This window comes from Sodalinema gerasimenkoae IPPAS B-353 (assembly GCF_009846485.1).
Lineage (GTDB): Bacteria > Cyanobacteriota > Cyanobacteriia > Cyanobacteriales > Geitlerinemataceae > Sodalinema > Sodalinema gerasimenkoae.
Genome location: NZ_ML776472.1, coordinates 4453668 through 4467073 on the forward strand (window position 1 = coordinate 4453668; position 13406 = coordinate 4467073).

Genomic DNA, 13406 nt, shown 5'->3' on the forward strand with positions numbered 1-13406 from the left:
ATTGCGGCAGTAACGTATGGTAGAGTGTTTATGGTGGATCTAATTTGCCCTGATGCTTAAAGTCGTCAAAATCAGACTCTACCCAAATAATCAGCAGAAGCCATCGCTGGAGCAATCCTTCGGCAATTGCAGATGGCTGTGGAACTATAGTCTGAACTTGATGAATCAAACCTACCAGGAGACTGGGAAGGGACTATCTAGTTACGACATTAAGAAAAAGATTCCCAGACTCAAACAAGAGCATGAGTGGTTGAAGCTGGCCTATTCACAATGCCTTCAACAAATTTGTATTAACCTGGGAACCGCTTTTAATAACTTCTTCGAGAAACGGGCTAGGTATCCGCGATTCAAGTCTAAACACGGTAAACAATCCATCCAATATCCTCAAAATGTCAAGGTGCTGGAGAACGCCTTGAAGCTACCGAAAATTGGGGAAGTTAAAGCGGTTGTTCATCGACCAATAGAGGGTGAGGTAAAAACCGTCACCGTTACCAAAAATCGCTGTGACCAGTATTTTGCTTCGATTCTCTTTGAAGATGGAAAACCCAATCCAGACTCATCCACCGAGGGAAAAGCCGTCGGCGTAGACCTTGGATTAAATCATTTTGCTGTAACGTCCGATGGGTCTAAATTTGATAACCCAAGATGGATGGCTAAACATGAGCGTAACCTGAAACGTAAGCAGCAAGACTTATCGAGAAAACAGAAAGGCTCTAACAACCGCAATAAAGCGCGAAAGAAAGTCGCTAGGGTGCATAACAAGGTAGCACGTTGTCGGGAGGATTTTCTGCACAAGCTATCGCGTAGGATAGTTGACGAAAACCAAGTCATCTGTGTGGAAAACCTCAACGTCAAAGGCATGGTCAAGAACCCCAACCTGGCTAAGGCAATCAGCCAAGTCGGTTGGGGAATGTTTTTGACCATGCTAAAGTACAAAGCCGAGCAGGAAGGGAAGATCTATATTGAAGTTGATAGATTCTTCCCCTCCTCTAAAACCTGCAACGTTTGCTTGAATCAAATCGATAGCCTGCCGCTTGAGATCAGAAACTGGACTTGTTCTAACTGTGGGACGAGTCATGATCGAGATCTCAATGCAGCCATCAACCTCAAAGAAGAGGGACTACGACTCTTGACCTGCGGGACGCGGGGCCAAGCCTATTGTCCAGATGTAAGACCTAACCGTAGAGGACGTAAGAAATCTACGGTTGGGCAATCTGTTGGGTAGGAAGCCGCTATTGTAATCTCCGATTCAATAGCGGTAGTTCACCGAAACTTTATGCAGAAGGCTTTTATCGCCGTCTCTTACCCCGTCTCGCCAGCGATGGAGTATTGGTGACTCAAGCCTCTAGTTCCTTTTTTGCCCCTCGGGTGATGGCCTGTATTGCGGCGACGTTGGAGTCGGTGGGACTTTCGGTGCATCCTTATACGGTTCAAGTTCCCAGTTTTGGCCCCTGGGGGTTTGTCTTAGCCAGTCGTGAGGCGATTCATCCAGAAACCTGGATGTTGCCGGTGCAGACGCGCTTTTTAACGCTGCCTTTGTTAGCGCATTTATTTGATTTACCGGCAGATATTCAGTTTTCGGATGTGGAGGTGAATCGTCTGTCTCGCCCGGCTATTGTTGAGTATCAAACCCATAACCGTTGGGATGGATTTGAGTCTTAGAAGAAATCGCTGTTGTTTGAGGGCTAAATAATGTTGACGTTTGTTTGGATTTTTGTGGTTGTTGTATTAGTTGCATCTGCCATCTTTGTGATTCGTCAACAACAACTAAAGCCGGTTAGCCACTCCCCACAACTTGTGCCATTAGAGCGTAGCATTTTTACTCTGCAAATTGGCGACATTGTCGAATATATGGGAGAGGATTGGGTCGTGCAGGGGATGCTAGTTTATGATGATAAGGGCTATCAGTGGCAGGAATATCTCTTACAGGATGGCGATCGCATCCGTTGGCTAGGAGTGGAAGAAGACGACCAAGTTCAAGTGACTTGGCTGACTCCCACCGACGACTTAGAAATCACGGGGACTCCCCCCAAGCACTTACAGTTTGAGGGGAATCATTACCGCTGTGTCGAATCTGGGGAAGCCACGATGTCCCGTCAGGGAATGACCTTAAATCGCAGCAGCAAACGATGTCACTATTTCGATTATCAAGGACCCGGATATCAGGTGCTGACTATTGAGGATTGGGATGGTGATATTGAAGTCACCGTGGGAACAATTATTCGTCCCTCAGAACTTCTGTTGTTACCCGGAGATGGCCAGCGGGTATATGAGTAGAAGCCCTGATGGAGTGAGTCAAAAGATGTTGAATCCACGGGAGCGTCAGTGTTACAGATTCTGAATTCGCCGTTGTTTCCTGATTAGATTTATGTCATAGTAGTTACAGAATGACTCCCACCGTTTGAGGGTATAATCGGCCATGTCCTGAAGACCCATCAGCTAACCTCTGACCTCAAGCGGACATCCATATCCCCCAGTCGCCAGACTCATCGCTACGGAACCGTTGATGGCGTAACGCCTCCCCTTAACCCAGAGGACTCAACTGAATCATGACTCAAACCGTCACCACCATCTTCACCGAGGTGAAAACCCGAGCTAAGCATCTCGTCCAATCTTGGGGCAAGTTTCGGACTGACATGGAACAATACTTACCCGAGAGCTATCACGAGGAGATTCAGACTCTCTCGGACGGCCTCGACGCGGCGTTACAGAGGCTACTCCACGACCTGAGTCACCCCACCCTCACCCTGGCCACCACCGGAACCACCAGTAGCGGCAAAAGTAGTCTGGTGAATTTCCTCTGCGGTGCCGAAATTATGCCCGTCGCCGTCAGCGAGATGAGTGCAGGCATCGTTACCATTGAACATGGCCCTGAGAGGCTCTTGGTCATCCACCAGACTCCAGACGCTACCTGGGACTGGGGAGAATGGCGAGGTTTGAGCGATTCAGAGTTTCAGACTCGCCTGTATGATGTGATGTTGAAGTTTATTGACACTCGTGAACTTCAACCGGACTTGTCTTCGCCTCAATTTTATATCCGCTATCCCTTTCGCATCGCCTCTGAGCTTCAACTGCCTCTAGGTGCCAAGATTAAACTCATGGATTTGCCCGGCTTAGCCTCGGTGGGGGACGAAGCCAACCGTAAGATTATCCAACAGCAATCGGGGAAAGCCTTATGTTTGGTCACCTACAATAGTGCAGAAACCGATCAGCAAAAAATCAAGACCTTGTTAGAGGAGGTAGTGGCTGAAGTCAAAAAACTCGGTGGCTCTCCAAGTCGAATGCTTTTCATTCTCAATCGAATTGATGTGTTTCGGGATGATAAGACCTGGCCCGAGTCGGAAGCTCGCTTTACAACCGGGACTGTGGATTCTATTAAACAGGGTCTGAAACGTTATTTACCGGAATATCAGCAGCAGATTGATGATATCTGGGTGATAAAACTCAGCACTCTAGCGGCTCTGCTGAGTCTTCAAATTCAAGATCAGGATCGCTCGGTCAGTAATCAGGCTTGTCAAACAGCGGACCAAAAATTCAATAGCTTGATTGGTGATGAAATTCTGTATGATTTACCCCGTAACCCGGGAAAGTGGACGGAGCATGATCGCGATCGCGTGTCCCGGAAATTATGGCATGAATCCCACGGTGGGGAGTTCGACGAAGCCTTGAAAAGACATATTGCTGGAAATTTCCCCCAGCTTGTGCTTGAAGAACTGATGGCTCAGTTTAAGGAAGACGGGGCAAATGCGGTCATTGAGTGGTCACAACAAACCCTCCAGGCGCTCTTGCAGAGTTCTAAGGAGAAATATGAGCAAGAGGTCGAACGTCTTAAACATATTCGTCATGCCCTTGAGAAGTTTCTGGATGAGGGGGCGAAAGAAATCCGACGCCCTTTTGAGGAATTAGAGAGAAAGTTAAAGGAAAGGTTGGGGGACAACCAGACCCCTGGGGGCGAGAGTGATGTTATTGATCCCCTAGAGACGCTTCCCGAGAAACTTGGGTCTATCCCAAGGTATAGCGGTTTAGTTGAGCCCCTCATTCCCCTTAAGGGATGGACTCGTGAACTCAGGCGTGATGTTAACAAAGTTTTGGAGTCCGTTGCAAGTTCTCTGGAAAATCAGTTGGTCAAGCTAGAAGGACCGGTATTTAATTTAGTTAACTATACCCATAAAAAGGCTCTTGAAAAAAATTTAAAAACCCTAAATACTGTTGGTTATGGGGGTTCTTTGGCTCGAAAAGGAGGAATAAAAAAAGCCAAATCAGATTCAGACAAAGAAAACCTACGAGCCATCAATAAATCTCTCAATCAGCTCAGTGTTTCCTTGAGTCGTGTCCTGGAGGATGTGATCAAGCAAACCTACACCCTAGAGTCAGGGCGTGTGTATACTGCCTTATCTTGTCTATTTACACACTATTTAGATGAGATGGAGAACGGGTGTCATAATATTGCACCGGATTATGGAATCAACTTTCCCAAGCATCGCCTCGCTCAAATTGATATCAGTCGCGAAAGTCCCCCAGTCAACCTCAAATCCGGATTTCCCATTACCACCACAGAAGAACAAGAAGCCTACAAAGTTAAGAAAGAGGGACGACTTTGGTGGACATTATGGCTGTGGAAAGCAGTCCGGTATGAAACCCGATATCGGAAGCGTAGGGTTGATAATGGTAAAATCCCTAGTGCTGAAGAGATGTTAAGTGATTGGGACAATCAGGTTGGAATCGCGCACATGGAAATTGTTGAGCGAACAGGTCACTGGCTTCTGGAACAAGTCAACTCTCTGAACGCCAACGTGGCGGAGGTCAATCGCGAGATTCTGGATCGATATAAGTCTAGGTTAGATGAGGCGCACAAAAATGTTCAGGAAAACCAGCAGCAAGACGAAACCAATTTGCAGCTCCTTCAAAAACAAGTTGCAACGCTTAGTCATGAATTATCTTGCTTAAGTTTAAGTGATATAATTGATGCTGAAGATAATTAATGTTGAAATAGGAGAATCACCAAATGCGGCCTCAAAACGACAAATCACGTCAACCCAAACCACCAAGAGACGGCGATAAAAATCATCTTGATAATTTTCAAGAACTTGCTGAATCTCGCATTAAATCAATGTTCAAGGTCGGAGAATCTTTTTTACTAAACTTATTTAACCCAGAATCTTCTCAAAAAAAAGATGATAGATCCAACCAAAAAAATTACCAAAATCCATCTAAAGATAGTGACTATAATTATTCAAGAGACTCAAATCAACCGAGTGGGAGCAGCGATTCAATTAATCGTCAAACGACTTATGACCAGCCACGCATCACGGCCGAATTGTGTTTAATCGTTCCAGCACGGCTAGTGAGCCATCTGACTCCTCCGCAAACGTTAACCCGAGAGGAAATCTGTCACCTGATTGACAATTGCGCCTATTTCTGTTGTCTTCCATCGAGAGATTTAGACTCTCTTGAACAGGACTTGCAAACTACCTCAGAGCCAATTCTTCCCGACAGTGAACGAGATGTTTACATTCGCATTCAAATTGAAGATGGAGGAAACATGATTGGCAACTCCAGTTGTTATGGACTGAAAAAACGCTTACCCCAGACAGAAACTCCCGTAATTCAGGAGTGCAAGCTTCTCGCCAACCTATCCGGCCGAGAGCATTTTAACCGCATCTAACCTCCCTCATTTTCTATGGATTGGAAAACCGCCTCCTCTTACTACACCAGCCGTCTCGATGACGCGCTGACGCTCTCTCAGCACGCGCTCAACCTGGCGAACTTACCCCAGGCGGAAGTTCCCAGAGACTTGAGAGAACAATTACAGCAAGAGGTGGAACCAACCCGACGACAACGCGATCGCCTCAAAAAAGGCGAATTTCGCATTGCCGTCGTTGGCTTAGAGAAAGCGGGAAAAAGCACCTTCATCAATGCTTGGCTGCAATGTGACTTACTTCCCGCCAAAGGGGGACGTTGCACCTTCACCACCACACAAATTTACTCGGTGGCCAGTGAAGCCGAACAACGGCTAGAAATCAAAGTCCGTAGCCAGGAACAATTCGAGACATTTTTGCAAGAGTTGGAACAAAGCGACGCCAAAGAAGATCTCAAAACCATTGATGCGAATCGGCAAACCTTGGCAGAAGTTCGACGGGGTGGGGACTTAACTGTTCCCTTTACCCGTCTCGAAGATATCCGGGAACCTCTCCAGCACTATGTCGCCAACGATCGCTACGCCTATGCTGTCTTAGAGGCGCGACTTTACACCAATCAACTGGCCCAAGCCGATGGAATTGTCTTTTATGACGTTCCCGGTTCCGACTCCGGCTTAGCCAAACACGTAGATGAAGCACAGGCGATTCTTGCCGATTGCGATGCGGTGATTGTCATTCAACGCTTTCGTAGTATCCGAGAAGCAGAACTCGAAATCATCCAATTTACCGAACAGGGAGATAAAAACATCAAAATTGCCGAGAAACTGTTTGTCTTTCTCAGTCATATTGATAGCCTCGGAAGTGCCGAAGCCTTGCAAACCCATATTGAGGAAGCCGCCGCCGACTGGCACAAACGGGCCAACTTACCCAAACATCGTATCGTGGCAGGGTCAGCGGGAGCCTATCTGGTGTTAAATAGCCTGGCCAATCGCCAAACTCAATCAGAAGTCGGTTCCCCCCAGGCGGTGCGATCGCGCCTCGAAAGCCTCACCCACAGCCACAGCCTGGAGGAGTTAAGCCAACAGGCCACCGGGATTCCCGAAATCAAAACCAGAATTGAGGCCTACATCAACACCGAACGAGTTTCCGTATTACAAAAACGCTGCGAAGCCTCCCTCCAGACAACCTTTAACACCGCCAAAGACATTTATCATCTCGTCCATCAACGCTACCCCGAAAATCCCGAAGAAGCCAAACAACGAGAAGAAGAAGCGCGACGGATTGAGTTCACCCAATGGTGGTCTAAAAAATGGGAGCAAATCAAAGCCGATTTACAAGACTTTTACCGCGCCACCTCCCCAGCGAACGACTCAACGCTACATTTCAACGCCGCCGAAAGCTTAAAAAAACTCAGACAACGCTATCTACAAGTCTTAGAGAGCGAAATGCAGCATTTGCGGCAGACCACTCTTGAGAAACGAGACCGTATTTTTGCAGCCAATTCTAACCCAGTGTTTGACCGTACTAAGGCCAACATTGTCTGGCGAGAGGATTTATATAACGATGTTAAACAGCATTTAGATGCGATCGCCGACCAATTGGCGATCGAATTACAAGAACAATGTGCCATCTTAATGGCCTACATGACCCAACAGCTTTGGGGAAGTTCGCAAGTGGAATCTCGCCTGATTGAAAACTCGGACTATTACCTCGAAAAACTACAGCATAGCCTGAGAGTCTTGTATTTACGCTTCGCGCGTCCCGTTGCCGATGCCTTAATTCGCAGTCCCGTTAAGAGTGACACCCGCCGCAGTATTATCAAAAATCTCGGGGTTGATATTGAAATTTTAGATAATTATTATAGTGGCGACGAACCGGCACTTCGAGTTTTAAAACGCTATGCCAATTATGGCTTTCAACTCCTCCTCGATAGTGCCTTACGCCAGGAAGTCTTAGGAGTCCGAGAAATCACGAGCCTCATTGAAGCCTTTGACGAGTTTAAAAATCCCGAAGATGAGGTAATTTTTGAAGTTGAAACAGATATTAAGATTTTTGAAGAATACTTGCAAATTGCCGTCTTTAATGCAGCTAGTTTAGAATCCTATGCTCTGCAAGAACTCCAGGGATTACTAGACAAATTCCGAGACCTCAAAGGGGCCTGGGATGGTGTGGCCATGAATGAATGGTATCGAGGCAATTCGGCGTTACTCTCAGAACTTCCAGCAGCGTTGCAACCTCGGGAATTGAACCTAGAAGTGAGCGATCGCCTACGCCAACTCGGGACGGCGATCGCTCATATGCAAACAAGTGTATCAGGGTCTTTTCCTGACTAACCCCCCATCCAACCCCTACCCCTTTCCTCGTGTCACGGCTCCAGCCGTGACACGGACTGTGGCGGCTCTGCCGCCTGCAATCGGGAGATAGAGCCTCCCCAAAGATAACGCTAGAGCCAAGTTACGAGAAACCATGGTTTTGCTGAAGACCCGTCAGCGTTGAATGTGCTAAAGTAGGGGCAAAAAATTTGTCACCCCTACTAAACTTAAAACAGTGGATATGCTCTGGAACCCAATTCAAGATTTGCCCGAGAGTTGGCAAGATTTGGCTAATACAGAATTGCCACCCTTAGCTAGAGTTTGGAATGAACAAGCCGAGCGGTTGCAACAATCTGGTGAATTCAAGAAATTCATGGAAAAACTACGCCGAGAAATTGCCATTGAAACAGGAATTATCGAGCGTTTGTATAGCTTAGATAGAGGAATTACTCGTTTACTGATTGAGCAAGGTATTAACGAGTCGCTCATTCCCCATGGAGCCACAGATAGACCCGTTAAACACGTTGTCGCCTTAATTCAAGACCAGGAAGCGGCTGTCGAAGGATTATTTGACTTTGTAGGTAAACAGCGCAATCTATCAACATTTTACATCAAACAACTTCACCAAGTCTTAACCCAAAATCAACAGAGTACAGAAGCTATTATCCCCTCAACCCAAGAGATTATCACGATTCCTCTAATTCGTGGGAACTGGAAACAACGACCTAAAAATCCCATCAGACGCGATGGTTCTGTCTATAACTACTGTCCCCCGGAACAAGTTTCCTCAGAGATGGATCGATTAGTAGCACTCCATCACCAGCATCAAGACAATCAAGTTCCTCCCGAAATCGAGGCGGCTTGGCTTCACCACCGCTTCACTCAAATTCATCCGTTCCAGGATGGTAATGGTCGAGTTGCAAGATGTCTAGCGAGTCTCGTGTTTATTCAAGCAGGATGGTTTCCGCTGGTCTTAACTCGTGACGATCGCACGGCTTATATTCAAGCATCCGAACAAGCGGATCATGACGATTTATCTGGGTTAGTTAACTTGTTTTCCAAAAGCCAAAAGCAAGCCTTTATTCGGAGTTTGGGCTTATCGGAACAAATTTTGTCAGAAGCCAGACGAACTCAAGTTGTGATTGATTCAATTGCTGAAAAACTCAAGCAAAATCGCTCTCATTCCATTCAAGTTCGTTGTCAGCGTGTGGAAACCTATGCCGAGGAATTAGTTAAGCTTGCATCAGAACGACTTCAAGGGATAATGACCGACATCAAACTCTCATTGCAGGGAGTCATCGATGAATCTCAAGTTTTTATGATTGAGTCTCCCCCCGATGGGAGTAAATCTCATTATCACCGCTATCAGATTGTTGAAACTGCAAAGCAAGTTGGCTATTTTGCCAATCTGCGCGACTATCATCGTTGGCTTCAGTTGGTGATAAACTTAGAATCCTCAACGACGATTATTTTACTATCTTTCCACGTTCTCGGACATGAGTATCGGGGGTTACTGGTTTGTTCAGCCTGTGCCTATCATAAAGATAATGGGGATAGTGGGGAAAGTACGATTAATAACATTCAAACCTTGACAGATTCGCTGTTCCAGTTTTCCTACGCTGACGAGGGTGATCGAGTCCTAGCTCGATTTGAAACCTGGTTAGAAGAGGTAATTCTTACGGGTTTAGAGTATTGGAATGCCAGCTTGTAAGCTAAGGGGTTTCATCCATTGAGGCAATCCGGCGTTACTCTCAGAACTTCCAGCGGCGTTGCAACCTCGGGAATTGAACCTAGAAGTGAGCGATCACCTACGCCAACTCAGGACGGCGATCGCGCAGATGCAAACAAGTTGATCAAGGTCTTTTCCTGACGACCCCCCCCCATCCAACCCCTACCCCTCAAACGTCGAACAGGCCCGCAACTCATCAGGAATCCGAGTCCCCAGGGGAAACTCCAACACCGTCTCACGAAACCCCAGATAACCACTCTCCGAAAACGACAGCAACATCCGACATAGAGCAATCCAGACCGATCGCTCGAACTCCCAATCCTTGCCCCGAGGAGCGCGATCGGCAATAGACTTCAACGCCCAAAAATAGGTATTGCGGGTAACAGCACCTCCCTTCTTAAACGGTGGTACATCCTCCCGATGCACATAGAGAACTCCCTCTTCCAGCAGCGTGACTCGCATCAACCCTCATGCACGAACAGCAACATAACCTGTCTCCTGCCCTCTCCCAACCAAAGGTTACAGTAAGAGAAGATCATCTAATTTCCCCTTCCAGACTACTATGGGTCACGCCTCTCTCTACTCCGAAGATCACTTTGTCGTCCTCGAAACCAACCAAACTGAGCAAATCCTCACCGCCGAGGAACTCTTCGAGAAACTCCAAGGAATTCTAGCCGATCGCCCCGCCGAAGAACTCCCCCGAGACTTGCAAAAATTCGACAACCTCGGCGATCGCACCCGTCACCTCATGGACAACGCCTGTGATCTCGACATGGGCCCTGGGGAGTTTCTGCAATGGTACGCCATCCGGCTGGAAAAATGAAGCGGATTACCCCTTCGGCTGAGCAATAATCGCCACATCAATAAACCCCTCCTCCGGTTCCTGGACTTGTACCCGCACCCCAGGACCAAAAAAGGCTTCCATATCCTCCCGTTTCTCCTGCCAGCGGTTCAACGGCAGTAGCGGCGAGTCAAACTCCAAAATCAGGGCATAGGCCCCATCCACCGCCTCCTCACGAATCCCATCCAGAATCGGACGCGCCTTATCATTGGGACTGAGTTTCAGAAATTCCAACACATCCAACAGATGGGCCCGTTCCGCATAGCGATAGCGGTTGACATCAATACGAACTTGATTCTGAGTCTCCGTTGCTTGCGTCTCCCGCAGTTCTAACACCTCTGGCGGCGTCGGTTGAGTGAACGGGGCCGGCTTCAACTCCGCCGACTTCAGGGCCAAACCAATCAACAAAACCGGGATTCCATAGAAGAACCCCGCCAGATTCAGGGTTGCATTCCCGGAAAAATAGGCCCCAAAGCCAATAATCGTCAGACTCAACCCCACCACCAGGGCGATCGCCGCCAGGGAGGTTTGACGCAAAAAAGCAGGTAAAACAGGCATAATGAAGAAAACCGATCTCGATGAGAGTGCCTTGAGATTGTCCCTGAAAACCGCCCTCCGTTTCAACTGTTGCCCCAATTCCCAACAAGCTCTGACAGGCTGAGCCGTCGCAACTCCGTTGTCCTTGCTACAATATCAACGCAAACGCATCGCTAAAGGTACAGCCCAGAATGGATACAACCACCATCCGCTCCCAAATTGAGCAAATTGAAAGTAAACGTGGGGTTCTCCTCGATCTCCTTGAACGCCCTGACTTGGGAACCCTGCGCATCGATGTCAACCAAGCTCTTGAGGAAATGGATGACCTCATTGAGGAGTTTAAGCGCACCTTCCCCGATGCTGAACAACTCAATACCTAGAGTCGTTCAGGGATTGTTTCAGGTTTTGCGTTAACAGACTACTTCAGTATACCCGTTTAGTATTTCACCCCGAGGGGGGAGTCTTCCATGGCTCCCCCCTGCTTCTGTTACCCAGTCATTCCGAGGGCGGCGATCGCCCTGCGTGGGGTCAGTTCCTCAATCGTCCCCTAAAATCACCTCATTTTCTTGCGTCTGAGGCGATCTTCTAGGTGACAGTTGAAATAGCGTCGAAATTCCCCCACAATTCCCTGGCAAAATCATCTTTACTAAAGCTATTGAACCCCATCGTCATCTGGATTGCAACTGCCATGGAAACCCTCGCCGCTCTTTTTACGAACCTACTTCAGCAGAAAGCTCAACTCGCTATTCCCCTGAACTTAGCACGTCGAGAACCTCAAAACGTATCGCCAGAGACCTCTGTTCCCTTAGAAACCTGGCAAATCTTTCCCGTTTAACCCTTCAGACAACTCCTAATCTCCCGAGTCTCCACTGACCTCAATATTAATAATTGTGTGTCATGTCCGTAATTGGGATCAAACGTCTTGAAGTTAACGTCTAGATGCCATTCTCCTTTTGTTAACCTCCATTTAGGGCAACACCATGTATCAGAAAAAAGTTTTACCGGTCTTCGGACAAAATTATAAGCCTGAGCCACAAATTGGCTATTTTGTCAATGAAATCTTTTGGAATCTGCTACTCCATCCCCAACTCGAACAAGCTAAACAGTCTGCACCTGCCGCCCAGCCCAAGGTTTGCCCCTTACCCCAAACCAAGCCGTAGCGATCTCAGGTGTCAAGGGCTTTGATAAGATATGGACTCCAAGATTATCCACTCTATCAAAGCAGTAATCCCAACTCCCTATGGCTCAGCAGTATCGCATCACTCTGTTACCCGGCGACGGCATTGGCCCAGAAATCATCACCGTTGCCGTCGAAGCCTTAAAGGTCATCGGCAAACAATTCGACCTAGACTTTAGCTTTCAAGAAGCCCTCATCGGCGGTTCTGCCATCGATGCTACAGGAAGCCCCCTTCCCGAAGAAACCCTCAAACTCTGCCGTAATAGTGATTCCGTCATGTTGGCCGCCATCGGCGGTTACAAATGGGACAACCTACCCCGCCACCAACGCCCCGAAACCGGACTTCTGGGGCTACGGGCGGGGTTAGGCTTATTTGCCAACCTACGCCCCGCCACCATCCTACCCCAACTCATCGATGCCTCAACCCTGAAACGAGAGGTGGTTGAAGGTGTCGATATTATGGTGGTTCGAGAACTCACCGGCGGCATCTATTTCGGTGAACCCAAAGGGGTATTTGAAACCGAAAGCGGCGAACAGCGAGGGGTGAACACCATGGCCTACACCAGCTCGGAAATTGACCGCATTGGCAAAGTGGCCTTTGAAACCGCCCAAAAACGGGGAGGTAAACTCTGTTCCGTGGATAAAGCCAACGTCTTAGAAGTCTCCCAACTTTGGCGCGATCGCATCACCGCCTTAGCCGCCGACTATCCCGACGTGGAACTCTCCCATCTCTACGTGGACAACGCCGCCATGCAATTAGTGCGGGCCCCCAAACAGTTCGATACCATCGTCACCGGAAATCTCTTTGGGGACATCCTCTCCGACGCCGCCGCCATGTTAACTGGCAGTATTGGCATGTTGCCCTCCGCCAGTTTAGGAGCCGATGGCCCTGGCGTGTACGAACCCGTCCATGGTTCCGCCCCCGACATCGCCGGCCAAGACAAAGCCAACCCCCTCGCTCAAGTCTTGAGTGCCGCCATGATGTTGCGCTACGATCTCAACCAACCCGAAGCCAGCGATCGCCTGGAAAAAGCCGTCATGAGCGTCTTAGATCAGAACTATCGCACCGGAGACATCATGTCCGACGGCATGAAGCTCGTCGGCTGCCAAGAAATGTCTGATGTCCTCCTCGCCGCTCTAGAGGCCTAGAAGGGGCAACTCAGAGGGGGAG

Annotated in this window: 14 protein-coding genes; 12 read left to right on the top strand and 2 right to left on the bottom strand. The window is 48.3% G+C overall.

Features of this window, described 5'->3' with window-relative positions:
• The first annotated feature begins 52 nt into the window (after window positions 1-52).
• The 7 genes from L855_RS19370 to L855_RS19400 all read left to right on the top strand — a co-directional run bounded on the left by L855_RS19370 (window position 53) and on the right by L855_RS19400 (window position 9662).
• Window positions 53-1225, top strand: coding sequence for an RNA-guided endonuclease InsQ/TnpB family protein (locus L855_RS19370; RefSeq protein WP_159790586.1), 1173 nt, complete (start codon window positions 53-55; stop codon window positions 1223-1225).
• A complete protein-coding gene (locus L855_RS19375) occupies window positions 1213-1662 on the top strand; it encodes a spermine/spermidine synthase domain-containing protein (RefSeq protein WP_246199539.1) in 450 nt (149 codons plus the stop codon). Before L855_RS19370 ends, L855_RS19375 begins: the two co-directional genes overlap by 13 nt.
• A gap of 30 nt (window positions 1663-1692) precedes the next feature.
• The gene (locus L855_RS19380; protein ID WP_219729957.1) at window positions 1693-2277 is read left to right on the top strand and encodes a DUF4178 domain-containing protein; all 585 of its coding nucleotides are present in this window, start codon (window positions 1693-1695) and stop codon (window positions 2275-2277) included.
• Between the two features lie 272 nt (window positions 2278-2549).
• Window positions 2550-4982: a dynamin family protein gene (locus L855_RS19385; protein WP_159790587.1), complete on the top strand. Its 2433-nt coding sequence runs from the start codon at window positions 2550-2552 to the stop codon at window positions 4980-4982.
• Between the two features lie 362 nt (window positions 4983-5344).
• A complete protein-coding gene (locus L855_RS21525; protein ID WP_219729958.1) occupies window positions 5345-5665 on the top strand; it encodes a hypothetical protein in 321 nt (106 codons plus the stop codon).
• A 15-nt stretch (window positions 5666-5680) separates the two neighbouring features.
• Window positions 5681-7972 (top strand): dynamin family protein, encoded by a 2292-nt coding sequence (locus tag L855_RS19395; protein WP_159790589.1) that lies wholly within the window; start codon window positions 5681-5683, stop codon window positions 7970-7972.
• A 220-nt stretch (window positions 7973-8192) separates the two neighbouring features.
• The gene (locus tag L855_RS19400) at window positions 8193-9662 is read left to right on the top strand and encodes a Fic family protein (protein WP_159790590.1); all 1470 of its coding nucleotides are present in this window, start codon (window positions 8193-8195) and stop codon (window positions 9660-9662) included.
• 180 nt (window positions 9663-9842) lie between these two features.
• On the opposite strand, the gene L855_RS19405 is transcribed toward L855_RS19400, so the two are convergent.
• A complete protein-coding gene (locus L855_RS19405; RefSeq protein WP_159790591.1) occupies window positions 9843-10142 on the bottom strand; it encodes a hypothetical protein in 300 nt (99 codons plus the stop codon).
• 100 nt (window positions 10143-10242) lie between these two features.
• Between L855_RS19405 and L855_RS19410 the strand changes: the two genes are divergently transcribed.
• A complete protein-coding gene (locus L855_RS19410; RefSeq protein ID WP_159790592.1) occupies window positions 10243-10503 on the top strand; it encodes a CRR7 family NDH-1 assembly protein in 261 nt (86 codons plus the stop codon).
• A 6-nt stretch (window positions 10504-10509) separates the two neighbouring features.
• Here L855_RS19410 and L855_RS19415 read toward each other — a convergent pair whose 3' ends face one another.
• Window positions 10510-11079 (bottom strand): DUF2854 domain-containing protein, encoded by a 570-nt coding sequence (locus tag L855_RS19415; protein WP_159790593.1) that lies wholly within the window; start codon window positions 11077-11079, stop codon window positions 10510-10512.
• 170 nt (window positions 11080-11249) lie between these two features.
• Here L855_RS19415 and L855_RS19420 point away from each other — a divergent pair, with 170 nt between their 5' ends.
• From L855_RS19420 to leuB, 4 genes are all read left to right on the top strand, one after another.
• The gene (locus L855_RS19420; protein ID WP_159790594.1) at window positions 11250-11438 is read left to right on the top strand and encodes a hypothetical protein; all 189 of its coding nucleotides are present in this window, start codon (window positions 11250-11252) and stop codon (window positions 11436-11438) included.
• 275 nt (window positions 11439-11713) lie between these two features.
• The gene (locus L855_RS19425; RefSeq protein ID WP_159790595.1) at window positions 11714-11893 is read left to right on the top strand and encodes a hypothetical protein; all 180 of its coding nucleotides are present in this window, start codon (window positions 11714-11716) and stop codon (window positions 11891-11893) included.
• 145 nt (window positions 11894-12038) lie between these two features.
• Window positions 12039-12218, top strand: coding sequence for a hypothetical protein (locus L855_RS19430; RefSeq protein WP_159790596.1), 180 nt, complete (start codon window positions 12039-12041; stop codon window positions 12216-12218).
• Window positions 12219-12298: 80 nt separating this feature from the next.
• Window positions 12299-13384, top strand: a complete 1086-nt coding sequence (gene leuB / locus L855_RS19435; RefSeq protein ID WP_159790597.1) for a 3-isopropylmalate dehydrogenase — start codon at window positions 12299-12301, stop codon at window positions 13382-13384.
• Window positions 13385-13406 lie beyond the last annotated feature (22 nt).

Bases quoted from the DNA above. Each gene is read 5' to 3' on its own strand.
- L855_RS19370 (WP_159790586.1), top strand. From the start codon at position 53: ATGCTTAAAGTCGTCAAAATCAGACTCTACCCAAATAATCAGCAGAAG.
- L855_RS19380 (WP_219729957.1), top strand. From the start codon at position 1,693: ATGTTGACGTTTGTTTGGATTTTTGTGGTTGTTGTATTAGTTGCATCT.
- L855_RS19385 (WP_159790587.1), top strand. From the start codon at position 2,550: ATGACTCAAACCGTCACCACCATCTTCACCGAGGTGAAAACCCGAGCT.
- L855_RS19395 (WP_159790589.1), top strand. From the start codon at position 5,681: ATGGATTGGAAAACCGCCTCCTCTTACTACACCAGCCGTCTCGATGAC.
- L855_RS19400 (WP_159790590.1), top strand. From the start codon at position 8,193: ATGCTCTGGAACCCAATTCAAGATTTGCCCGAGAGTTGGCAAGATTTG.
- L855_RS19405 (WP_159790591.1), bottom strand. From the start codon at position 10,142: ATGCGAGTCACGCTGCTGGAAGAGGGAGTTCTCTATGTGCATCGGGAG.
- L855_RS19410 (WP_159790592.1), top strand. From the start codon at position 10,243: ATGGGTCACGCCTCTCTCTACTCCGAAGATCACTTTGTCGTCCTCGAA.
- L855_RS19415 (WP_159790593.1), bottom strand. From the start codon at position 11,079: ATGCCTGTTTTACCTGCTTTTTTGCGTCAAACCTCCCTGGCGGCGATC.
- L855_RS19420 (WP_159790594.1), top strand. From the start codon at position 11,250: ATGGATACAACCACCATCCGCTCCCAAATTGAGCAAATTGAAAGTAAA.
- L855_RS19430 (WP_159790596.1), top strand. From the start codon at position 12,039: ATGTATCAGAAAAAAGTTTTACCGGTCTTCGGACAAAATTATAAGCCT.
- leuB (WP_159790597.1), top strand. From the start codon at position 12,299: ATGGCTCAGCAGTATCGCATCACTCTGTTACCCGGCGACGGCATTGGC.